Origin of the sequence: Xanthomonas albilineans, from assembly GCF_002939705.1 — a bacterium.
Lineage (GTDB): Bacteria > Pseudomonadota > Gammaproteobacteria > Xanthomonadales > Xanthomonadaceae > Xanthomonas_A > Xanthomonas_A albilineans.
Map to the genome: position 1 here is coordinate 143,246 of NZ_MDCB01000002.1, position 21,850 is coordinate 165,095.

The 21,850-nt window shown below is 65.4% G+C and carries 21 protein-coding genes and 1 pseudogene; 16 read left to right on the forward strand and 6 right to left on the reverse strand.

Translation table 11 applies throughout. From position 1 onward, the window contains the following. Positions 1 to 50: 50 nt before the first annotated feature. The 5 genes from XalbCFBP2523_RS02150 to zwf all read right to left on the reverse strand — a co-directional run bounded on the left by XalbCFBP2523_RS02150 (position 51) and on the right by zwf (position 5,970). Positions 51 to 704, reverse strand: a complete 654-nt coding sequence (locus XalbCFBP2523_RS02150) for a bifunctional 4-hydroxy-2-oxoglutarate aldolase/2-dehydro-3-deoxy-phosphogluconate aldolase (protein ID WP_045760794.1) — start codon at positions 702 to 704, stop codon at positions 51 to 53. An 82-nt stretch (positions 705 to 786) separates the two neighbouring features. Next, positions 787 to 2,703 carry a phosphogluconate dehydratase gene (gene edd / locus XalbCFBP2523_RS02155; protein ID WP_045765896.1) on the reverse strand — a complete coding sequence of 639 codons (1,917 nt, stop codon included), beginning with the start codon at positions 2,701 to 2,703 and terminating at the stop codon, positions 787 to 789. Between the two features lie 110 nt (positions 2,704 to 2,813). Continuing rightward, a complete protein-coding gene (pgl, locus tag XalbCFBP2523_RS02160; RefSeq protein ID WP_045760792.1) occupies positions 2,814 to 3,533 on the reverse strand; it encodes a 6-phosphogluconolactonase in 720 nt (239 codons plus the stop codon). Continuing rightward, on the reverse strand, positions 3,530 to 4,537 hold the full coding sequence (gene glk / locus XalbCFBP2523_RS02165) for a glucokinase (protein WP_045765895.1): 1,008 nt from the start codon (positions 4,535 to 4,537) through the stop codon (positions 3,530 to 3,532). The genes pgl and glk overlap by 4 nt, the downstream gene beginning before the upstream one ends. Then, on the reverse strand, positions 4,534 to 5,970 hold the full coding sequence (gene zwf / locus XalbCFBP2523_RS02170) for a glucose-6-phosphate dehydrogenase (RefSeq protein ID WP_045757302.1): 1,437 nt from the start codon (positions 5,968 to 5,970) through the stop codon (positions 4,534 to 4,536). Before zwf ends, glk begins: the two co-directional genes overlap by 4 nt. A gap of 455 nt (positions 5,971 to 6,425) precedes the next feature. Between zwf and XalbCFBP2523_RS02175 the strand changes: the two genes are divergently transcribed. Further along, positions 6,426 to 7,514, forward strand: a complete 1,089-nt coding sequence (locus XalbCFBP2523_RS02175; protein ID WP_045765894.1) for an ABC transporter ATP-binding protein — start codon at positions 6,426 to 6,428, stop codon at positions 7,512 to 7,514. A gap of 19 nt (positions 7,515 to 7,533) precedes the next feature. Here XalbCFBP2523_RS02175 and ygfZ read toward each other — a convergent pair whose 3' ends face one another. After that, on the reverse strand, positions 7,534 to 8,400 hold the full coding sequence (gene ygfZ, locus XalbCFBP2523_RS02180) for a CAF17-like 4Fe-4S cluster assembly/insertion protein YgfZ (protein ID WP_045765893.1): 867 nt from the start codon (positions 8,398 to 8,400) through the stop codon (positions 7,534 to 7,536). Between the two features lie 39 nt (positions 8,401 to 8,439). Between ygfZ and XalbCFBP2523_RS02185 the strand changes: the two genes are divergently transcribed. From XalbCFBP2523_RS02185 to lpxK, 15 genes and pseudogenes are all read left to right on the forward strand, one after another. Further along, entirely contained in the window at positions 8,440 to 8,610 is a 171-nt protein-coding gene (locus XalbCFBP2523_RS02185) for a DUF1674 domain-containing protein (RefSeq protein ID WP_080928110.1), read from the forward strand. 60 nt (positions 8,611 to 8,670) lie between these two features. Continuing rightward, positions 8,671 to 9,063, forward strand: coding sequence for a succinate dehydrogenase, cytochrome b556 subunit (gene sdhC, locus XalbCFBP2523_RS02190; RefSeq protein WP_045765892.1), 393 nt, complete (start codon positions 8,671 to 8,673; stop codon positions 9,061 to 9,063). Further along, complete coding sequence (gene sdhD, locus XalbCFBP2523_RS02195) at positions 9,060 to 9,446, forward strand: succinate dehydrogenase, hydrophobic membrane anchor protein (RefSeq protein ID WP_012916316.1); 387 nt, start codon at positions 9,060 to 9,062, stop codon at positions 9,444 to 9,446. Before sdhC ends, sdhD begins: the two co-directional genes overlap by 4 nt. Positions 9,447 to 9,475: 29 nt before the next feature. Continuing rightward, complete coding sequence (gene sdhA / locus XalbCFBP2523_RS02200; RefSeq protein WP_012916315.1) at positions 9,476 to 11,266, forward strand: succinate dehydrogenase flavoprotein subunit; 1,791 nt, start codon at positions 9,476 to 9,478, stop codon at positions 11,264 to 11,266. 19 nt (positions 11,267 to 11,285) lie between these two features. Beyond that, complete coding sequence (locus XalbCFBP2523_RS02205) at positions 11,286 to 11,483, forward strand: hypothetical protein (RefSeq protein WP_045758163.1); 198 nt, start codon at positions 11,286 to 11,288, stop codon at positions 11,481 to 11,483. A 16-nt stretch (positions 11,484 to 11,499) separates the two neighbouring features. After that, positions 11,500 to 12,282: a succinate dehydrogenase iron-sulfur subunit gene (locus tag XalbCFBP2523_RS02210; RefSeq protein WP_045758162.1), complete on the forward strand. Its 783-nt coding sequence runs from the start codon at positions 11,500 to 11,502 to the stop codon at positions 12,280 to 12,282. Positions 12,283 to 12,415: 133 nt separating this feature from the next. Next, the gene (locus tag XalbCFBP2523_RS02215; RefSeq protein WP_045766734.1) at positions 12,416 to 12,664 is read left to right on the forward strand and encodes an FAD assembly factor SdhE; all 249 of its coding nucleotides are present in this window, start codon (positions 12,416 to 12,418) and stop codon (positions 12,662 to 12,664) included. Then, positions 12,615 to 13,067 (forward strand): hypothetical protein, encoded by a 453-nt coding sequence (locus tag XalbCFBP2523_RS02220; RefSeq protein ID WP_045765891.1) that lies wholly within the window; start codon positions 12,615 to 12,617, stop codon positions 13,065 to 13,067. Before XalbCFBP2523_RS02215 ends, XalbCFBP2523_RS02220 begins: the two co-directional genes overlap by 50 nt. Before the next feature lie 23 nt (positions 13,068 to 13,090). Further along, entirely contained in the window at positions 13,091 to 14,335 is a 1,245-nt protein-coding gene (locus XalbCFBP2523_RS02225; RefSeq protein ID WP_045765890.1) for a lipoprotein-releasing ABC transporter permease subunit, read from the forward strand. 16 nt (positions 14,336 to 14,351) lie between these two features. Further along, on the forward strand, positions 14,352 to 15,077 hold the full coding sequence (gene lolD / locus XalbCFBP2523_RS02230) for a lipoprotein-releasing ABC transporter ATP-binding protein LolD (protein ID WP_045766733.1): 726 nt from the start codon (positions 14,352 to 14,354) through the stop codon (positions 15,075 to 15,077). A gap of 279 nt (positions 15,078 to 15,356) precedes the next feature. Further along, positions 15,357 to 17,885, forward strand: a pseudogene (locus tag XalbCFBP2523_RS02235) (DNA internalization-related competence protein ComEC/Rec2). Then, the gene (locus XalbCFBP2523_RS02240; RefSeq protein ID WP_045767603.1) at positions 17,779 to 18,450 is read left to right on the forward strand and encodes a MotA/TolQ/ExbB proton channel family protein; all 672 of its coding nucleotides are present in this window, start codon (positions 17,779 to 17,781) and stop codon (positions 18,448 to 18,450) included. Before XalbCFBP2523_RS02235 ends, XalbCFBP2523_RS02240 begins: the two are co-directional and overlap by 107 nt. A 4-nt stretch (positions 18,451 to 18,454) precedes the next feature. After that, on the forward strand, positions 18,455 to 18,892 hold the full coding sequence (locus tag XalbCFBP2523_RS02245; RefSeq protein ID WP_045765888.1) for an ExbD/TolR family protein: 438 nt from the start codon (positions 18,455 to 18,457) through the stop codon (positions 18,890 to 18,892). Next, positions 18,889 to 20,661: a lipid A export permease/ATP-binding protein MsbA gene (msbA, locus tag XalbCFBP2523_RS02250; RefSeq protein WP_045765887.1), complete on the forward strand. Its 1,773-nt coding sequence runs from the start codon at positions 18,889 to 18,891 to the stop codon at positions 20,659 to 20,661. Before XalbCFBP2523_RS02245 ends, msbA begins: the two co-directional genes overlap by 4 nt. Further along, a complete protein-coding gene (gene lpxK, locus XalbCFBP2523_RS02255; protein WP_045765886.1) occupies positions 20,658 to 21,695 on the forward strand; it encodes a tetraacyldisaccharide 4'-kinase in 1,038 nt (345 codons plus the stop codon). Before msbA ends, lpxK begins: the two co-directional genes overlap by 4 nt. The last annotated feature ends 155 nt before the right edge of the window (positions 21,696 to 21,850 follow it).

Here is a 21,850-nt window from a genome sequence, read left to right on the forward strand (position 1 = left end):
ATTCTGGCCGTTCCGCACTGTAGTGCGGTTGCGATTCGAGCTTGTTGACTTTACCGGGTTCCGGCAACGATCGCCGCCGCCTTGGCTGAGCTCTCGCGGACCTTGTCCCAATGGCCGTTGGCTAGCCACTCTTTCGGCACCATCCACGAGCCACCGATGCAGACCACGTTCGGTTGCGTCAGATATTCGGCAGCAGTGTTCTCGCCGATTCCTCCAGTGGGGCATAGCTTCAAGTCGGCCAGTGGACCGGCCAGTCCCTTCAGCATCGCCAGGCCGCCGACCGCCGAGGCGGGGAATAGCTTACACACGCGGAAGCCACGCTCCATCAGCGCCATCAGTTCGCTCGGGGTGCCAGCACCCGGTACCACCGGTAGTGGCGCCCGTGCCAATGCCTCGGTCAGCATCGGCGTGGTTCCCGGTGTCACGATGAAATCGGCACCGGCATCGATCGATTGCTGCAACTGACTCGCGTTGAGTATGGTGCCGGCGCCGATGACGATATCCGGCAATTCGCGTTTGAGCATTGCGAGTGCTTCCAAGGCAACGGGCGTGCGCAGTGTCAGTTCGATTGCAGGCAGTCCGCCTTCCAGCAGCGCGGCAGAAACACGGCGGGCTTCTTCCAGGCTGTGCACGGTGACGACGGGCAGGATGCCGGCTGCGCGTAGCAATTGCTCGGCCTTGGTCTGATGTTCGGCGATGCTCATGAGGGCCTCAGGTTGAAGTGCGGGTCAAGGCCCAGGCCGCCAATGGCCTGGGACAGGGTGGGGTAGGGCGATACGAAGCCGCTCAGGCGTCCTTGGCCTCGTGTGGCGCGGAAGCAGCCTCCGGGTCGTGGCCAAGCTCGTACTCTGCGTCGTAGTTCCACAGGTCGCCGTCGGCCGCAGGTGGGCCACAGGAGATCGATAGCGCACCTTGGTCGGCGGGGCCGACCACGCGGCGGTTGATTCCGAACAGATTGCGACCGATGTCGTGCGCGGCTGGCGCGGTGTTCGGCGCCGGCGTGCGTGCGGCCCATTCGGCGGTGTCCACTAACACTTCCAGGGTGCCGGCTTCGCCGTCCAGGCGCACGATATCGCCTTCGCGCACGCAGGCGATGGGGCCGCCGCGCGCCGCTTCCGGGGTGACGTGGATGGCCGCCGGGAACTTGCCCGAGGCGCCAGACAGGCGCCCGTCGGTGACCAGTGCCACACGCCGGCCTTGGTTCTGCAACAGGCCCAGCAGTGGCGCCAGCGAGTGCAGTTCGGGCATGCCGTTGGCGCGCGGCCCCTGGTAGCGCAGCACGACCACGAAATCGTGCGGCAGCGCGCCAGCGGCGTGCAGTTTGTTCAGCGCTTGCGGCGCATCGATGACGACCGCTGGTGCCTCGATGGTGCGGAACTGCGGTTTCACCGCCGACAACTTGATCAGTGAGCGACCGAGGTTGCCACGTAATAGGCGCAAGCCGCCTTGCGCTTCGAACGGGGCGGCGGCCGGGCGCACGACGGTTTCATCGCCGCTCTTGGCCGGACTCGGCACGTAGGCCAGTGCGCCGTCCCGCAGGCATGGCTCGTCGGCGTAGGCGCGCATGCCGCCAGGGACCACGGTTGGCAGGTCGTCGTGCATCAGTCCGGCGTCCATCAGTTCGCGGAACACGAAGCCGATGCCGCCCGCCGCGGCGAAGTGGTTCACATCGGCGTCGCCGTTCGGATACACGCGGGTCAGCAGCGGCACCATTTGCGACAGTGCGTCCAGGTCGTCCCAGGTCAATACGATGCCGGCCGCACGCGCCACCGCCAGCCAGTGGATGGTGTGGTTGGTGGAACCACCGGTAGCCATCAGCGCGACCACGGCGTTGACGATGGCACGTTCGTCGATGAGCCGGCCAAGCGGGCGGAAGTCCTTGCCCAGTGCGGTGATGCGCAGCGCGCGTTCGGTCGCCTGCTGGGTCAGCGCCTCGCGCAGCGGGGTGCCGGGATTGACGAATGAAGCGCCGGGGAGCTGCACGCCCATCGCTTCCAGCAGCACCTGGTTGGAGTTGGCGGTACCGTAGAAGGTGCAGGTGCCGGGGGCATGGTAGGAGGCCGATTCGGCAGCCAGCAACTCCTCGCGGGTGGCCTGGCCGGCGGCGTAACGCTCGCGCACTTCGGCTTTCTGTTTGTTGGGAATACCGGGCGGCATCGGCCCGGCGGGAACGAATATCGCCGGCAGGTGACCGAAGGCCAGTGCGCCAATCAACAGGCCCGGCACGATCTTGTCGCACACGCCCAGATAGAGGCTGGTGTCGAACATGTCGTGGCTCAGGCCGATCGCGGTGGCCTGCGCGATCACGTCGCGCGAGAACAGCGACAGTTCCATGCCCGGTCGGCCTTGAGTCACGCCGTCGCACATCGCCGGTACGCCGCCGGCCACCTGCGCGGTGGCGCCGAGCGTGCGGGCGGTGTTGCGGATGAGTTCTGGGTAGTGCTCGAACGGCTGGTGGGCCGAGAGCATGTCGTTGTAGGCGGTGATGATGCCGAGGTTCGGGGTGATCCCGCCTTCGAGGCGACTCTTGTCGGTGGGGCCGCAGGCGGCGAAACCGTGGGCGAGGTTGCCGCAACTCAGGCGGCTGCGGAACGGGCCGTCGCGCAGTGCGGCGTCGATGCCGGCCAGGTAGGCGTACCGCGATGGCGCACTGCGCACGCGGATACGTTCGGTGATCGCATGAAGTTTGGGATGCAGGGTCATTGGCTAAAGGCTAAGTATGGGGTGGGGTCCGGAGACCCAGGAAAAGCAGCAGAAGTCGCACAGCAGGGCTGTTCCGGGGCACGGGTATCGGGTCCCAGGCACTGGCTCGACTACTCGCACCAGTGCACGCGCAAATGCGCCCCCGGCGTATCGAACGCGACGCGGATCGGGAATTCGTGCGGATCGGTGCCCGCCAGCGCATGTTCGAGCACCTGCAGTTTCTGCTTGCCGCGCAACAGCAACAAGCGCTGACCGATTGGTGCCAGGCCGGCCGGGGTCAGGGTGATGCGTCGCAGCCAGGCATTGGCGCCAGGGCAGCCGGTGGCATCGAGCGCGGCGTAGGGGAGCGGGGTGGTCAGTGCCTTGTTCAGGTCGGTGGCGCCCGGGAATAGTGAGGCCGTGTGGCCATCGCCGCCCATGCCCAGCACCGCCATACATGCGGGCGGCGCGTGTTGGGCGTGCAGGTTGGCGGCATGCACGCAGTCCTGCAACGGCTTGCCGACCCGCACCAGCGGTTCGAAGCGTGCCTCCTCGGCGCGGTCCAGCAGACTGTGTCGGATCAGATAGGCATTGCTGTCGCTGTCCTGCGGCGACAGCCAGCGCTCGTCGACCAGACCGACCTCCAGTTTGGACCAGTCCAGCGGCAGTTCGGCCAGGGCCTGGTACACCGGCGCTGGTGTGGTGCCCCCGGACAGTAGCAGGCGCGCACTGCCGCGGCGCTGGATTTCCTCTGCCAATGCGTTGCCGATTTCGGCCGCAACCGCGTCGATCCATTCGTCTGGATCGTCGTAGCGGACCAGGGTGATGCGGTCGGACAACGTGGCGCTCATGCCATGGCTCCTGGAGATTGCCGCGCGACATCCACTGCATAGGCAGCGGCGCCGAGCAGGCCGGGACGTGGGTGGATCACCGCCAGCGATGGTACCCGCGCCATGATCGACGAAAAGCGGCCCTTATGCTCGAAGCGCTGGCGGAAGCCGGAGTGCTGGATCGCGTCGAGCATCCTCGGCACCAGCCCGCCGGTCAGGAAGACCCCGTCCCAGGCGCCCTGCATCAGGACCAGATCTCCGGCGATGGCGCCGAAGACCGCGCAAAATACCTGAATGGTGCGCATGGCGCGGTAATCGCCCTGGGCGGCGCGCGCGGAGATGTCTTCCGGTTTCAGTGGGCCGGGATCGTCGCCGGCCATCTCGCTGAGGGCGCGGTGGATGTTGACCAGGCCGGGGCCGCACACCAGGCGTTCGTTGGAGACGCGGCCAAACTGCTGCGAGAGCAGTTCCAGGATGCGGATTTCTTCTGGCGTGCCCGGCGGAAAGCTGACGTGCCCGCCCTCGGTTTCCAGCGGATAGCTGCGGCCGCCGCGGACCAGCAGGCCGCCGACGCCCAGGCCGGTCCCAGGACCGATCACGCCGTAGTTGCGCGGCACCTCGATTGCCGCCGGGGTCCAGCTCGCGCCGCCGACCTGGACCACGTCCTGCGGTTGCAGCAGGTTGATCGCCATCGCCTGCGCGGCGAAGTCGTTGATCAGGTGCAGGACGTCGAAGCCGAGCATGCTGCCGGTGCGCGAACGCGAGATTACCCAGGGATGGTTGGTGATTCGTGCTTCGTCCCCGTCCACCCGCCCGGCCACCGCGAACACGCCGCTGCGCGCGTCCACGCCGGTTTGTGCCAGATAGTGACGGGCGGCATCGCCTAGCGATGGAAATTCCACCACCGCGTAGGTTTGGGTGCTGTCTTCGAGCAGCGGGGTGGAAGCGTCCAGGTCGGCGAGGGCGAAGCGGGCGTTGGTGCCGCCGATGTCTGCGACCAACACCGGTCGCTGCGGTGTGCTCATGGTGTGTCTCGCCGCGCTGGGTTGGGCGGGGTGGCGGAGACGTAAGCTTGTGCTTCCTGCGGCCCCCAACTGCCGGCCGGGTAGAGTTGCAACGGCAATCGCGCTTGCGCCCAAGCCTCGCTGACGCTGTCGATCCAGGCCCAGGCGGCGCGCACTTCGTCGTCGCGCACGAACAGCGCGTGGTTGCCGTTGAGTGCGTCGAGCATCAGCCGTTCGTAGGCGATGCGCCGGTGTAGCCCGGTCGGTACCGATAGTTCCAGTTCCAGCGGCTGCAGTTCCAGCGCCCCCCATTCCGGGCCGGCCAGGCTGCTCATCAGGTCCAGTTCGATATTTTCCTGCGGCTGCAACTGGAAGGTCAGTCGGTTCGGCGCCACCTGCTGTGCAGCCGGCCGCTCGAACAGCCAATGAGTGACCGGTTTGAGCGTGACCACCACGCGGGTGGAGCGTTCGGCCAGGCGTTTGCCGGTACATAGCCGGAACGGCACCCCGGCCCAGCGCCAGTTGTCGATGTAGGCGGTGACCGCGACGAAGGTTTCCACGTCGCTACCTTCCGGCGGTTGGTAGGCCTGCGCCGGCTGGCCGTTGACGGTGCCGGCGGTGTAGCGCCCGCGCACGCTGTCGCGCGCGGCGTGCGCCGCCTGCAGCGGACGCAACGCGCGCAGTACCTTGACCTTCTCGTCGCGGATGCGGTCCGCTTCCAGCGAGGCCGGTGGCTCCATCGCCACCAGGCACAACAACTGTAGGATATGGCTTTGCACCATGTCGCGCAGCGCGCCGGAGCGCGCGTAGTAGGCGTCGCGGCCGTCCACGCCTTCACTTTCGGCGACTAGGATATCCACCGACTCGATGTAGTTGCGGTTCCACACTGCCTCTAGCAGCGTGTTGCCGAAGCGCAGGGCGATCAGGTTCTGCACCGCCGCCTTGCCCAGGTAGTGATCCAGGCGGAACACGCGGTCTTCGTCGATCAGCGCGCCGATCGATTGCAGGATCTCATGCGCGCTGTCCGAATCGTGGCCGATCGGCTTTTCCAGCATCAACCGGTTCGGCGCGGCCAGCGCGCCGCCCAGGGCCAGGCCCTGGCATGTGCTGATGTACAGCCCCGGCGGGATCGCCAGGTAACTCACGCACTTGCGCGCGCTCAGGTCGCGCACTGCCTCGGCCACCGATTCGGGGTTGCGCAGGTCCACCGAGCGGTAGTCGATGCGGGCCAGCAGTGCCTGGACGATGGACTCGCCGATCTGCGGCATCGCCGCGTGCAGGCGCGGCTTGAGCAGCGCGTGGAACTTGGCGGTATCGTGCGGCGACAATGCCAGCGCGCGGATGCGGAAATCCTCAGGCAGGAAGCCATCGTCGAGCATGCGCAGCAGCGATGGAAACAGGTAGCGCTGGGCCAGGTCGCCGGTGGCGCCGAACAACAGGAAGGTATCGTGCATCGACCGGATTTCGGTTTCGGGTGACATGTCGTCAATCACTAGTGGCGGGTTTTAGTTGCGTGGCGTTGGTAAAGCGGGTGGCGGACGCAGACTGTATCTGTTCTGCGGCCTGGGCGAAGGCGCGACGGGGAATGGCCGTCAGGCGCGGGCGCACGGTGCGAGAGAGCAATACGACTGCAAGACCTCTGAGGATACCTCTCTAATGCCTCAAGCAGCAGCATCCAGATGCGACACGCATCGGATCGGCGGTGAGCGGATCGCATTGCAGGCCCTACTCCGGCGCAAGCTCGGATCGTGGAAACGGTTACATGTCAGAATACCGTATCGTGCGTCATTGTTGCCGGTGTGCCGGCACGATGCGACCCGCATGTGCATGTACATGCGCTGCCTTCTGCGCTGCCTTCGGGAGGGACCGGCGGCAGCCCGTTCCTCTTGCCGGAAACCGGATCCGCACCATGGCGAAAGTACGACTGGACAACATCCGCAAGGTCTACGACAACGGTCAGGTGGCCGTGGAGGGGGCCAGTTTCGACGTAGCCGACGGCGAGTTGATGGTACTGGTTGGGCCGTCGGGCTGCGGTAAGTCCACGTTGTTGCGGATGATTGCCGGGCTGGAAGAGATCAGCAGCGGCCAATTGCGTATCGGCGAGCGTGTGGTCAACGAGGTGGCGCCGAAGGATCGCGACATCGCCATGGTGTTTCAGAGCTATGCCTTGTATCCGCACATGACCGTGGCCGAGAACCTGGCATTCGGGCTCAAGCTGCGCGGGGAGAGCAAGGCGGTCATCCGTCAACGCGTGGCCGCCGCCGCGCAGACCCTGGGCCTGACGCCGATGCTGGATAAGTTGCCGCGCGCCATGTCCGGTGGCCAGCGTCAGCGCGTGGCACTGGGGCGTGCGCTGGTGCGCGAGCCGGCGGTGTTCCTGCTCGACGAGCCGCTGTCCAACCTGGATGCCAAACTGCGCCACACGGTGCGCACCGAGATCGCGCAGCTGCATCGCAAACTTGGCACCACCATGATTTACGTCACCCACGATCAAGTCGAGGCGATGACGCTGGGCCAGCGTATCGTCGTGCTCAAGGATGGCGTCATCCAGCAGATCGACGCGCCGATGGCACTGTACGAGCGCCCGGCCAACCTGTTCGTGGCCGGTTTCCTCGGCAGCCCGGCAATGAATGTGCTGCGCGGGCAATTGTGCGAAGACGACGGTTTGCAATTGCAACTGGCCGACGCCAGCCGGATACCGCTGCCGGGTGCGCAGGTCGCGTCGCAGTGGATTGGTCGGCAGATTGCGATCGGCGTGCGTCCGGAGCATCTGCAGCCGAGCGTGGATGCGCAGGGAGGATTCGATGCGGTCGTTGATGTGGTGGAGCCGGTCGGCAACGAGATTTTCGTCAACCTTCGCCATGGTGCGCAGCCGTTGGTGATGCGGGTGGCGCCGCGCGCGCTGCCCGGTCTGGGCGAGCATCTGTCGGTGGCGGTACGCGGCGCTGCGCTGCATTTTTTCGATGCCGACAGCGGCAATCGGTTGGCGGTGGGCTGACCCCGCATCGGGGGCGTGCTCAGCGTGCCAAGCCCTCGCGCAGCGGCTGCCAGTGCGCCGCGCGTGTTTCGACCTGTAGTCCGCTGGGCGGCGTCTCTTCCAGCGGAAGTACCGCCAGCGCCAGCGTGCCGGCGATGCTGATGACGCTGCCGATCGGCTCGCCCTCGCGCAGGACCGGTGCCCCGGTCGCGACCGGGGCCTCCAGTTCCAATAATTGCAACGCACGTTTGGCCTTGCCCAGGAAATGGGTGCGGGCGACGATTTCCTGGCCTGGGTAGCAGCCTTTTTTGACGCTGAAGGCGTGCAGTCGGTCCAGCCCGAGTTGCTGCGGGGTCCATTGCTCGCGCTGGTCCGGGGCCAGCCGGGCCAGACCCAGGCGTAGGTCGGCCTCACGCCAGGCATCCAGCATGCCCGGATCGGCCGCAAGCGTGGCCTGCGCCGGCATCAGACGCAGTGTGCGCGACAGGCCGTCGCCGCCCATGTCCAGCTCGATCGCCCCGTCCTTGCCGGTTGCCGACAGCGCGCCTTGTGCCTGCGCCGGCAGGCTCAGTCGGCCATGGGCGCGCAGGTCGTCTTCGGCGTCGATGCGCAGTTTGCGCCTGAACACGAAGCGGCCCAGCGCCGCGGCCAGTTCGCTGGCGCCGCCATCGGGCAGCAATGCCAGCAGCGTGTCGTCGGCTTGCCGTAACAGCGCGAACAGGGCGATCACCCGGCCTTTTACGTTGAGCCAGGCGTTCCACTGCCACTGGCCCACTCGCAGCGCTTGCACGTCGTTGGCGAACTGCGCCTGGGCGAAGGCGACTGCATCCGGACCGCGCAATGCAACGTATTCCAGGTGTGGCAGGGCGGAAAAACCGCCGGAATCCAGATTCAGGTTGTCAGGCACGGGAGGGGAGGACTAAAATTCAGCCGTTGTGAGACCCGTATGATAGTCCAACCAACCCCCATACCCGAGTCCGACCCCGAAACGCAGCGGCCTGCCGAGGAGACCCCTCCGCGTCCAGCGCCTGCGCCACCGGAGATCGGCGGTCGCGGCGGCCTCGAGCCGACGCGCTACGGCGACTGGGAAAAAAACGGACGCTGCATCGATTTCTGAGCAGTTGTGAGCCAACGCGGCCTTAAGCACGCCGCCCAGCCGAGATAACGAGCCAAGCGCATGGCGACCCGTGAACGTCCTCTCTCCCCCCATCTGCAGGTCTATCGCTGGCAGATCCAGATGGTCACGTCCATCGTCCACCGCGCCACCGGTATCGTGCTGGCGTTCGGTGCGTTGCTCATCGTCGCTGCGCTGTTGCAGCTGATGTGCGGGCAGGCCTCATGGGACTGCTTCCGTGCATTGGCCGGCGCCTGGTACGGCCAGGTGTTCCTGTTCGCCTGGAGTTGGGCGTTTGCCTACCACCTGTGCAACGGCCTGCGCCACATCGTGCAGGACTTCGGTCACGGCTTCAGCATTCCCGCGTTTTTGCGCAGCAGCTGGTTGTCGGTGATCGGCAGTCTGGTCATCGTGGCGCTGATCTGGGTGGACGTCCTCACCGGAGCTGCCGCATGAGTCGCTACCGTACCCCGCTGAAGAACGTCCGCGGCTTGGGCGCGGCCAAGTCCGGCACCGAACACTTCGTGCTGCAACGGCTCACCGCCACCGCCCTGGTCGGCTTGACCATTTGGTTCCTGACGTTGGTGCTGAGCTTGCTCGGTGCCGACTATGTCACCGCGACCCAGGCGGTCGCCAAACCGTGGAATGCCGTGCTGCTGGTCGGCTTTTTGATCGCGATGTTCTGGCATGCGCAGATCGGACTGCAGGTGATTCTCGAAGACTACGTGCACAACTCGCTGCTGGCCCTGGCGCTGCAGACCACGGTGAAGTTCATCGCCGTGCTCGGCGCAATCGTCGGTGTATTCGCGGTCGCCCGCATTGCGCTGGGCAGCGCCTGATCGGCGCCGGTAACAGGAATTCAGACTCGATGTCCGCTTACAAGATCACCGAACACAAGTACGACATGGTCGTCGTCGGCGCCGGCGGCGCTGGCTTGCGTGCGACCTTCGGCCTGGCCCAGAAGGGCCTGCAGACGGTTTGCCTGACCAAGGTCTTCCCGACCCGTTCGCACACCGTGGCCGCGCAGGGCGGCATCTCCGCCGCGCTCGGCAACATGGGCGAGGACGACTGGCGCTACCACTTCTACGACACCATCAAGGGGTCGGACTGGCTGGGCGACCAGGATGCGATCGAGTACATGTGCCGCGAGGCGATCCCGGCGATCATCGAGCTCGAACACTATGGCGTGCCGTTCAGCCGTACCGAGGATGGCAAGATCTATCAGCGTCCGTTCGGCGGCATGACCACCAAATACGGCGAAGGCCCGTCGGCGCAGCGCACCTGCGCTGCCGCCGACCGCACCGGCCATGCCATGCTGCACACGCTGTACCAGCAGTCGCTAGCGCACAATGCGCGCTTCATGGTGGAGTACTTCGCGCTCGACCTGATCTTCGACGAAGAGGGCGTGTGCCGTGGCGTGCTGGCGCTGGACATGGCCGAAGGATCGTTGCATCTGTTCCGCGCCCATGGCGTGGTGTTGGCCACCGGCGGCTACGGTCGCGCCTACTTCAGCGCCACCTCCGCGCACACCTGCACCGGCGATGGCGGTGGCTTGGTGATGCGCGCCGGCTTGCCGATGCAGGACATGGAGTTTGTGCAGTTCCACCCAACCGGTATCTATGGCGCCGGCTGCCTGATTACCGAGGGCGTGCGTGGCGAAGGTGGCATTCTGCGCAACAGCAGCGGCGAGCGTTTCATGGAGCGCTATGCGCCGCACTACAAGGACCTGGCCTCGCGCGACGTGGTGTCGCGTTCGATGACCATCGAGATCCGCGAAGGTCGCGGTGTCGGCGTACACAAGGACCATATCTTGCTCGACTTGACCCACCTGGGCCCGGGCGTGATCGACGAGAAATTGCCCGGCATCGCCGAGAGCGCGCGCATCTTCGCCGGCGTCGATGTGCATAAACAACCGATTCCGGTGCTGCCGACCGTGCATTACAACATGGGTGGTATCCCCACCAACTACCACGGCGAAGTGGTGCGCAAGGACGGCGACAATCCCGATGCGGTGGTGCCTGGTCTGTACTCCATCGGCGAGGCCGCTTGCGTGTCGGTCCATGGCGCCAATCGTCTTGGGTCCAACTCGTTGCTGGACTTGGTGGTGTTCGGTCGCGCGGTGGCCAACCGCTGTGCCGAGACAATCAAGACCGGCGCGCCGCACAAGGACCTGCCGGGCGACGCCTGCGACAAGGCACTGGGCATGCTGGACAAGCTGCGCCACGCCAACGGCAGCACCCCGACCTCGGTGATTCGCGACAAGATGCAGCGCACCATGCAGTCGGATGCAGCTGTATTCCGCACCAGCAAGACGCTGAAGGAAGGTGTGGACAAGATGGCGGAGATCTTCGCCAGCTTCGAGGACGTGAAGGTGTCCGACCGCTCGCTGGTGTGGAATTCCGACTTGATCGAGACCTACGAATTGAACAACCTACTGCTCAATGCGGTGGCGACGATCAACTCGGCCGAACAGCGCAAGGAAAGCCGCGGCGCGCATGCACACGAGGATTTCCCGGACCGCGACGACGCCAACTGGCAGAAGCACACCCTGGTCACCGTCGACGACAAGGGCCGATGCAGCTTCGACTATCGCCCGGTGCATATGTACACGCTCAGCAATGACGTGGACGTGGTGCCGCCGAAGCCGCGCGTGTATTGATCCGAGGGCAGGATCGGCGATGCAATCCAACATGCTGTCGCTGACCGTGATCGCGCTTGGGCTGCGGTTTGCATTGCGTCTCCTGTTTGAACGGTTGATGCTGCGTACCGAGAGAGGGGCTTGGGCCTTGGTCTGCGCCGCCCTCTCTATCGTCAGCGACATTTTTTTCCTAAACATGCGTGCGGTGCGGATCTCCTTCCCGCGCATGCAAGCCTGAGCCAACGAGAACAGCCATGGCAGAGTTCACCCTCCCCAAGAATTCCACGATCGGCAAGGGCAAGCACTATCCCGCCAAGGGCGCGAAGAATGTGCGCACCTTCAAGATCTACCGCTGGAATCCGGACGACGACAGCAATCCGCGCACCGACACCTACGAGGTGGATCTGGACGCGTGCGGTCCGATGGTCCTGGACGCGCTGATCAAGATCAAAAACGAAATCGACCCGACCCTGACCTTCCGCCGGTCTTGCCGCGAGGGAATCTGTGGTTCGTGCGCGATGAATATCGATGGCACCAATACGCTGGCCTGCACCAAGGCGATTGCCGATTGCGGCAAGCGGGAAGTGCCGATTTACCCGCTGCCGCACATGAGCGTGGTCAAGGATCTGGTCCCCGATCTGACCCATTTCTACGCCCAGTACGCTTCGATCAAGCCTTGGATTCGCACTCAGACCCCGCCGCCGCCGGATCGCGAGCGACTGCAATCGCCGGAGGATCGCAAGAAGCTCGACGGCCTGTACGAATGCATCCTGTGCGCCTGCTGCTCGACCAGTTGCCCGAGCTACTGGTGGAACGGCGAGCGCTATCTGGGGCCGGCCATCCTGTTGCAGGCCTATCGCTGGATCATCGATTCGCGCGACGAGGACACCGGTGCGCGCCTGGATGATCTGGAAGACCCGTTCAAGCTATATCGCTGCCATACCATCATGAATTGCGCGCGGACCTGCCCGAAGGGGCTGAACCCGGCGCTGGCGATCGCCGAAATCAAGAAGCTGATGATGGCGCGTCGCGCCTGATCGGATCGGCTCTGCGAGCGGTTTCACTGCGGCGGGCCTGCCCGCCGACCGCGCGGCACCGATGCTGCGATTCGGTGCCGCGTTCGTTGCGGCGACCGCTGCCGCGCGCCGTCACCAGGCAAGGGGCGATACGATGGACGACACCACCGAACTGAAAAAGCTGCGCTGGCGCTGCCGGCGCGGCATGCGCGAGCTGGACCAACTGTTTGGCCGATACCTGGACCAGCGTTGGGCACAGGCGCCGGCAGTCGAACGCGGGGTTTTCCTATCCCTGCTCGATTGCGAGGACGATAAATTATGGCGTTGGTTCATGGGGTATGAGGCTTGTCCCGATGCGCGTGCCGCCGATCTCATCGCCACCATCCGCGCCATGCCGGCTTGAATGGCGTCCCTCGCGCTGGCTGCTGGCCGCGTTGAGCTTGCTGGGCGTTCTGGCGCCGCTGTCCATCCTCGGTTCGGACCTGCCGCGTGGCGTGGCGTGGTCGGCGGCACTGCTCGCCTTGTTCTATGCGCTGGTGCTATTGCGCCGCGAAGCTGGGCGTCTGCCTCGCATCGTGCTGATCCCGGCAGGGGCTGGTACTGCCACAGTGGACGGCACGCCGGTGACCGCGCTGCAGGTCCACTGGCGTGGGCCGTTGGCATTCTTGCGCTGGCGTGATGCGCAAGGGCGGTTGCGGCACCTGGCGTGGTGGCCGGATACGCTGCCGGCGCCGGCACGACGTGAACTGCGTCTGGCCGCACAGGCCCATGCCGCTTCGTCTGCGCCGCCGCAAATGGCACCATAGCGCTCCCTGGATGGTGGCTGCGCATGTTCAAACCTATACCCGTGGCCATCGGCCTGCGTTATCTGCGTGCCAAACGCCGCAACAACTTCATCTCCTTCATCTCCATGGCCTCGATCCTCGGCATCGCCCTGGGTGTGACGGTGCTGATCACCACGCTGGCGGTGATGAGCGGCTTCCAGAAGGAGATACGCGACCGACTCCTGCAAATGGCGGCCCATGCCACGGTCAGCGCGCAGGGCGCGCCGATGCAGGATTGGCGGCACGCGGTGGACGTGGCCATGGGCGATCCGCGCGTGGCCGGCGCCGCGCCCTATGTCGAGGAAGAGGCGCTGTTGACTGGTCTGCGTAACCAGCCGGCGATCGTGCGCGGCATTGTGCCTGCGCAGGAAGCCAAGGTCTCGGTGCTGGCGCAGAAGATGAAGCAGGGGTCGGTCGACAGCTTGGTCCCCGGCTCTTACAACATCGTGCTTGGCCAGGAACTGGCGTTGTGGCTGGGCGTGGCCGTGGGCGACAAGGTGGTGGTGATGCTCGGCGAACCGCAGGCCAGCCCGATGGGCATGGTGCCGCGTTACAAGCGCTTCACCGTCAGCGGTATCTTCGAGGCCGGCTACAACGAGGTCGATCGCGGTCTGGCGGTGACCAGCATGGCGGATCTGCAGCGGGTGCTGCGCATGGGCGACGGCGTCACCGGCGTGCGGCTGAAATTGCACGACATGGATCTGGCCTGGAACGTGGCCCGCGACCTGGCGTTGAAGCTGCGTGGGCCATACATGGTCAGTGACTGGACCCGCGAGAACGCCAACCTCTATCAATCGTTGAAGATGGAAAAGACCGTAATGGGCATCTTGTTGTCGCTGATCATCGCGATGGGCGCGTTCAACCTGGTGTCCTCGCAGGTGATGCTGGTGACCGACAAGCAGGCCGACATCGCGATCCTGCGCACGCTCGGGTTGAGTCCCGGCGGGGTGATGCAGGTGTTCATGGTGCAGGGCACGCTGATCGGCGTGATCGGCACCGTCGCCGGAGTGATCGGTGGCGTCGTGCTGACCTTGAACCTGGAGCGGATCCTGGCCGCCATCGAAGCGGTGTTCAATATCAAGTTGCTACCCGAGGATGTGTACTACATCACCGGCTTGCCGACCGACATGCAACCGCGCGACGTCGTCGTGATCACCGTCGTCGCGTTGTTGATGAGTTTTCTTGCCACGCTGTATCCGGCGTGGCGCGCGGCCCGCACGCAACCTGCGGAGGCGCTGCGCTATGAGTAAGCAACCGCAATCGGAGATGGCGAATCGTCAACCTGCGGTGTCGCCGTTGGGCGGGGAGGCCGTTCGCGCCGAAGCGTTGGCCAAGACTTACGCCGAAGGCAAGATGCGCACGCCGGTGTTCGACGCACTGGACCTGAGCGTGGCCCCGGGTGAGACGGTGGCCATCGTCGGCGCCTCCGGTGCAGGCAAAAGTACTTTGTTGCACCTGCTTGGCGGCCTCGACGTGCCTACCTCAGGCGAGGTCTACGTCGCCGGGCAGCGCATGTCGGCGCTGACCGACGCGGCACGTGGGCAGCTGCGCAACCGCTCGCTGGGTTTCGTCTATCAGTTCCATCATTTGTTGCCCGAATTCACCGCGTTGGAAAACGTGATGATGCCGGTATTGCTGAGTGGAGCGCAGGTGAACGAAGCCGATGCGCGCGCGCGCGCCTTGCTGGAATCGGTGGGTCTGGGGCATCGCCTGGAGCACAAGCCGGGTGAATTGTCCGGTGGCGAACGCCAGCGTGCCGCGGTGGCGCGTGCCCTGGTCAACCGTCCGGCCTGTGTGCTCGGCGACGAGCCCACCGGCAATCTCGACGACAAGACCGCCGCCAACGTGTTCGCGCTGATGCTCGAACTCAATCGCGCACATGGGACCAGCCTGGTGCTGGTCACCCACGATCGCAGTCTGGCGCGCAAGCTCGACCGTGTGCTGGAACTGCACCAGGGCAAGCTGCGCGAACTCGCGCTCGCCGAGGTCTGATTCGCCGCCGCCGATGCTGCGGCATCGCGTGCGGCGCGGCGCGTCTTTGCTGTCCTTGGCGCCCTATGCACCGTGTATACGCGTTGTCGCCTGCACGGCGTCGCGCAGGCGGCGACCAGCAAACTCCGATGCTTTGCGAGGTGTTTGTCCGATAGCCAAGCGGTGCCGGCTGCGCGAGGCTGAGCCTGGCATCGAGCGACGTGCGCTGGCGACGCATCCACACCGGTGTCTGCATCCATGCCAGGGAGGGGCGGTCGCATGCCGTGTTGTCTTCAGTCCATGCGCATCACGGTGCGAGCGAATCTGGCCCCGCAGGGTGTGGCGGTCGCACCGTTCGGCATCGCCATTGCGGTCAGTCTCGCCGCAGGCGTGCTGGCCGCGCTGTGGCTGCCGCGTTTGCTGCCATGGCCGCTGTCGCTGGTGGCGCTATTTGGCGGCCTGCTACTGTTTTGTTTATCCCCGCGCTGGCGCTGGTTGGGCGCATTTGCGTTCGGTGCCGGCTGGTTGGGATTGATCGCTGGGAGGGTACTGGCACAGCAGTTACCCCCGGATTGGGAAAACCGCGTGACCACCCTCAGTGGCCAGGTGGTTGAGTTGCCGCAGGCGCAGCCGCGGCGCACCCGTTTCCTGATCCGGGTGGATGCCGATGCGGCACAACCGGCACCGCTGCGTGGACGCCTGCTGCAACTGGCCTGGTACGACGACTTCGGTACGCGGTTGCCAGGGCCGCGCACGGCCTTGCGTGCCGGTGCGCACTGGCGCTTGAGTTTGCGCCTGCGTGCGCCGCGCGGTCTCAGTAACCCTGGCGGTTTCGATGCCGAGGCATATGCGCTCGCGCAACGGATCGCGGCCAGCGGCTATGTGGTCGCGCCGCGCGCCGCAGTGCAATTGGCGCCCGGGCAGGGCATTGATGCTTGGCGTGAGCGCGTGTCGGCACGCATTGCTGCGACCGTGCCGAGCGCATCGTCGCGCTACGTGCAGGCGTTGGCCTTGGGCGACACTCGGCGCCTGGACGATCGTGACTGGCGCATCCTGCGCGCGGCAGGGCTGACTCATCTGATCGCCATTTCCGGCTTCCATGTTGGGTTGGTCGCGGGTGGCTGTGCTTTGCTTGCGGGTGGCTTGTGGCGGCTGTGGCCGCGTCTGGGACGATCATGTCCACGCCACCAGGCGACGGCCATGCTGGCGATGTTCGGCGCAGCAGGCTATACCGTGCTATCGGGCATGGCGCTGCCCACGGTCCGCACCGCGTTGATGATCGCGGTGGTGTTAGTCGCGCGCTTGTGGCGGCGTCCGGTGCGAGTGGTCGATGCGTTGGCGCTGGCGGCGATCGTGATGCTGGTCGCCGATCCGCTGGCGGTACTGTCGGCCGGTTTCTGGCTGAGTTTCTTCGGTGTCGCCTGGTTGGTCTGGTGTATGCAGAAGGCCGGCAGTGGTTGGCGCGATAAATTGCGCGAGTTCTTGTCGGCGCAGGGCGTTGCCACGCTGGGTTTATTGCCGTTGAGCACGATGCTCTTCGGCCAGGCTTCGGCGGTCGGGCCATTGGCCAACCTGCTGGCGATCCCATGGTGGAGTCTGGTCGTGGTGCCGTTGGCGTTGCTCGGGACTGCGCTGGACACGGTTCACGTCGGAGCCGGCATTTGGGTGTGGCGTGTGGCAGCGTTCTGCTTCGATCTGACCTGGCCTGTGTTCACCATGCTGGGAGAGAGCCGCTTTGCTTTGTGGTGGTTGCCGGAGGCGCGCGACTGGGCGCTGCCCCTGGCACTGCTTGGTGCGTTCTGGTTGTTGTTGCCGCGTGCGGTGCCGGGCAAGCCGTTGGCGGCATTGTTGTGGTTGCCGTTGTTCTGGCCGCCATTGGAGCTGCCGGCGCCTGGCGAGGTGGAATTGGTGATGATCGATGTGGGGCAGGGATTGTCGGTGCTGGTGCGTACCGCGCGGCATCAATTGCTGTACGACACCGGCCCTGCGGTCAAGGATGGGTACGACGCTGGCGAGCGAGCAGTGGTGCCGGCGCTGCATGCGCTTGGCGTGGCGCGGTTACAGCGGGTGGTGATTAGCCATGGCGACAACGATCATGCTGGCGGTTTCGAAGCCGTCCGCGCTGCCTTGCCGATTGGTTTGGCGCAGGCGCCGGCCGGTGCGCCGGTACGGGTGGATCGGCCATGTGTGGCGGGAACCGGCTGGGAGTGGGACGGCGTGCGCTTCCGCTTTCTGCATCCACCTTCCGGCTTTCCCTATCTCGACAATGAATCGAGTTGTGTCTTGCGCGTCGAAAGTGGCGATGGTGCGGTGCTGCTCACCGGAGATATTAGCGATGTGATCGAACGTCGGCTGCTGCGTCAGGCACCACAAGACCTGCGTGCCGAGGTGGTGCTGGCCCCGCATCATGGCAGTGCGCATGCTTCGCAACCTGCTTTCATCGCCGCCACCGGCGCGCGGCTGGTGCTGATCTCGGCGGGCGAGGGAAACCGTTTCGGCCATCCGCGGCCGGAGGTGGTCGCACGTTGGCAAGCCGCCGGTGCGCAGGTCGCGTGCACCGCCCAGGGAGGCGCGTTGCGCGTCTGGCTGGGCCATGCCGGCGTGCAACTGCGCCAGCGGCGGGCATGGCGGGCGCGGTTGTGGGATGCGGCGGAGCGGGCGCGGACGGCTGCTATCCTATCGGCCTGTGAAAGAACGGCCTAACGTGCCGGAGGGGTGCGACGTGTTGGAACTGGTCAAGGCCGGTGGCTGGCCGATGGTGCCATTGCTGCTGTTGGGCGTGGTCGCGCTGGCGATTGTCCTGGAGCGGTTCTGGAGCCTGCGCCGTAGTGAAGTCTTGCCGCCGGGGCTGGGTCAGGAAGTGCGCAATTGGGCCACCCGTGGCAAGCTCGATCCGACCCACATCGAATCGTTGCGGCGCAATTCGCCGTTGGGCGCGCTGCTGGCCGCTGGCCTGGATGTGCGCCACCGTTCGCGCGAGATCGTGCGCGAGCGCATCGAAGATACGGGCCGTCATGTCGTACATCGGATGGAACGTTTTCTGAATGCCTTGGGCACGGTGGCCTCGGCCGGACCGCTGTTGGGTCTGCTCGGCACGGTGGTCGGCATGATCCAGATGTTCCTTGGCATCCTCGACCATGGTGTCGGTGACGTGAACCAGCTTGCTGGCGGTATCGGCAAGGCGCTGGTGTGCACGGCGACCGGCATGATCATCGCGGTGCCTGCATTGATCTTCCATCGTCATTTCAAAAGTCGTATCGCTGGCTACATCATCGAGATGGAGCAGGAGGCCACCGCGTTGACCGACGCGTTGGAGGGCCACGGCCGTACTGGCGTACCGGCGGCATCCGCACGACCGGCTGCGCAGAGTGCCGCCGCTGCGGCCAAGGGCTGAGCCGATGCGGATTCGCGACGAGCGCGGCCAGGACGAGCCGCATATCGATCTGGTGCCGCTGATCGACGTCATCTTGGTGCTGATCATCTTTTTTGTCGTGACCACGACCTTCGATGCTCGCTCCACGCTGCAATTGCAGCTACCCAACGCCAGCGACCAGCACACACCGGTGCTGCCGCGCACGCTGAGCGTGTTGATCAATGCCGATGGCCATTACTTCGTCAACGATCAAGAAGTGCTGCGCACTGATGTGGAATCGGTCAAGCGCAGCATCGCCCAGATTGCTGGCGACGACCGCATGCAGCCGGTACTGCTGCGCGCCGATGCGCGTACCCCGTATCAGGCGGTGGTCACCGTACAGGATGCGCTGGGCCAGCTTGGTTTCCGCCGCATCGCCATCGCCACTGCGCCCGACGTCAACAGGGACGGAAGCTCCAAGTGAACGCAGCATTCGCCCCGCCCCACCAGGATTCGCCCTGGCGGACCTATCGCCGTCTCTTATCGTATGCCGGTGGCTACCGTGGCTTGTTATTGATCGCCGTGGTTGGAGCGTTGCTGGAAGCGGTGGCCGGCTCCGGTTTTCTGGCGCTGATGAAGCCGATCACCGACGAGACCTTCATTGCCCGCAACCGCGAGGTGGCGATGTGGCTGCCGCTGCAGATCGTCGGCTTATTCGTATTGCGTGGTCTGGCCGGTTACCTCACCGATATGGCGATGGGGCGCGCGGCGCGCAGCATCGCCCGCGATTTCCGCGTCAACGTGCTGGACAAGTATCTGCGCCTGCCGGGTAGTCGCTTTGACGCCGAACCGGTGACCTCGATGTTGGTGCGGCTGGGCTCGGACAGCGACCAGGTGGCGCAGGCGGCGGTCGATGCGATGAAGGTGATGGTGCAGCAGACCCTGCAGATCGTCGGCGCGTTGGCAGTGATGCTGTGGTACAGCTGGACGGTGACGGTGACCATTTTGCTGGTGGCGCCGCCGCTGGCCTGGGTTATGGATCGGGTGGCCAAGCGCTACCGTCGGGTCAGTCACCGCATCCAGGAAAGCAATGCGGAATTGATGCAGGCCGCCGAGCAGGCGCTGTCCGGCAGTCAGGAGGTCAAGGTCTACGGCGCGCGTAACAGCGAGATGCAACGCTACCAGGATCTGGCCGATACCAACCTGCGTCTGGCGATGAAGGTCGAGTCCACCCGTGGCATCTCCTCGGCTGCGGTGCAACTGCTTGGTGCGATCGGTCTGGCTGCGCTGTTGCTGATCGCTGGTCACGAGGCCTTGGCCGGGCGCCTGACCGCAGGCGAGTTCGTCTCGCTGATGACCGCGATGATGGCGATCATCCCGGCATTGAAGAATCTCACCAACGTACAGAACATGCTGCAACGCGGTGTGGCCTCGGCGCAGCGGCTGTTCATGGTGTTGGATGCGCCGGAAGAGCAGGACAGCGGCATCTGTCGCATCGACCGTGCGCAGGGGCGGATCGAATTCCGGCAGGTGACGGCCACCTATCCGGGGCAGGTCCGCCCGGCCTTGGCGGAGGTCAGTTTCGTTGCTGCACCTGGAACCGTGACCGCCATCGTTGGTCGTTCCGGTAGTGGTAAATCGAGCCTGGTCAAGCTGATCCCACGCTTTTATGACCCGCAGTCCGGCCAGATCCTGCTCGATGGCCAGCCGTTGCAAGATTACCGTCTGGCCGATCTGCGTCGGCAGATTGCGCTGGTCGGGCAGCAGGTGATGCTGTTCGATGGCAGCATCGCCGAGAACGTTGCCTACGGCGAGATGCGCGAAGCTGATGCGGCGCAACTGCGACATGCCATTGCCAGTGCCAATGCCATGGAGTTCGTTCAGCAGTTACCCGAGGGGATGCAGGCGCAGGTCGGTGCCAAGGGGAGCCGCTTGTCCGGCGGCCAGCGCCAGCGTCTGGCGATTGCCCGCGCGATGCTCAAGGATGCCCCGATTTTGATCCTCGATGAGGCTACCGCAGCGCTGGACAACGAATCGGAACGGTTGGTGCAGGACGCGCTGCATCGGTTGATGCCCGAGCGCACCACGCTGGTCATCGCGCACCGCCTGTCCACCATCGAACACGCCGACCAGGTGTTGGTGATGGACCAGGGCCGCATCGTCGAACGCGGTACTCATCGCGAACTGCTGGCGCTGGGCGGCGTCTACGCGCATCTGCACCGCATGCAATTTCGCGAAAGGCCGTTCGAATGAGCGAAGAACGCGGGCGGCAGACCCCAGCCTATTGGTACGGCGCCGGCACCGCGCCGCTGTGGGCGCGCGCGCTGATGCCGTTGTACGCGGGCGTGATCGCGCTGCGCCGCGCCCTGTATCGTCGTGGCTGGCGCGCGCGTCACAGTCTCCCTGTGCCCGTGGTGGTGGTGGGCAATCTCACCGCTGGCGGCACCGGCAAAACACCGTTGACCATCGCGTTGGTGCGGCGTCTGCAAGAAGCAGGCTGGACGCCGGGGGTGGCTTCGCGTGGCTACGGTCGTCGTCAGGATCAGGTCGCGCGCTGGATCGAGCCAGGCACAGGCGCCGAGCTCGGTGGCGATGAGCCGGTGCTGATCGCGCACAAGACCGGCGTGCCGGTGCGGGTGGATCGCGACCGCGTTGCCGCGGCACGCGCACTGCTGCAGGCCGGTTGCGACATCGTGGTCTGCGACGATGGATTGCAGCACTATCGGTTGCAGCGCGACGTTGAGATCGAGGTGGTGGACGGCCAGCGTCGTTACGGCAATGCGCGTCTGCTCCCGGCCGGGCCACTGCGCGAGCCGGTCGCACGCGGCGGCGAATGCGACTTTCGGGTCGTCAACCTGGGCCAGGCCAGCGACAGTGGAGAGGTCCAGGTCGGTTTCGGCGAGTGGGCCATGCGGTTGCGCATCGAAAGTGCGCAGCCCATGCGCGGTGGTCGCGGGCGGTCGTTGCAAAGTTTTGCCGGCCAGCGTGTGCATGCCGTGGCGGGCATCGCGCATCCGCAGCGCTTCTTCGCCATGTTGCGCGCGCATGGCATCGGTGTGGTGCCACATGCGTTTCCCGACCATCATCGTTACAGTGCCGCAGACCTGGCCTTTGGCAGCGAGTTGCCGGTGTTGATGACCGAGAAGGATGCGGTCAAGTGTGCCGCGCTTGTCGATGATTGGTGCTTCAGCGTGCCGCTGGTCGCCGAATTGCCAGCGGCATTTTGGGTTGCCCTGCTGGATCGGCTGGACAAGCTGCGTGGCCGTGCCGGCAATGTCGCTGAGTGAGGTGCCCGCGTGCAGAGGAATATGACTTGCGCGGTGTCCGCTGGCACAGCGCGATAGAATCCTGGTAGACGCATGGTGTCGCCAGCCTCGGTGGTGCTTCGGCTGTCGCCGATACAATGCGGTATGCAGCGCCGCGAGGCTGCGATCGCACGCGG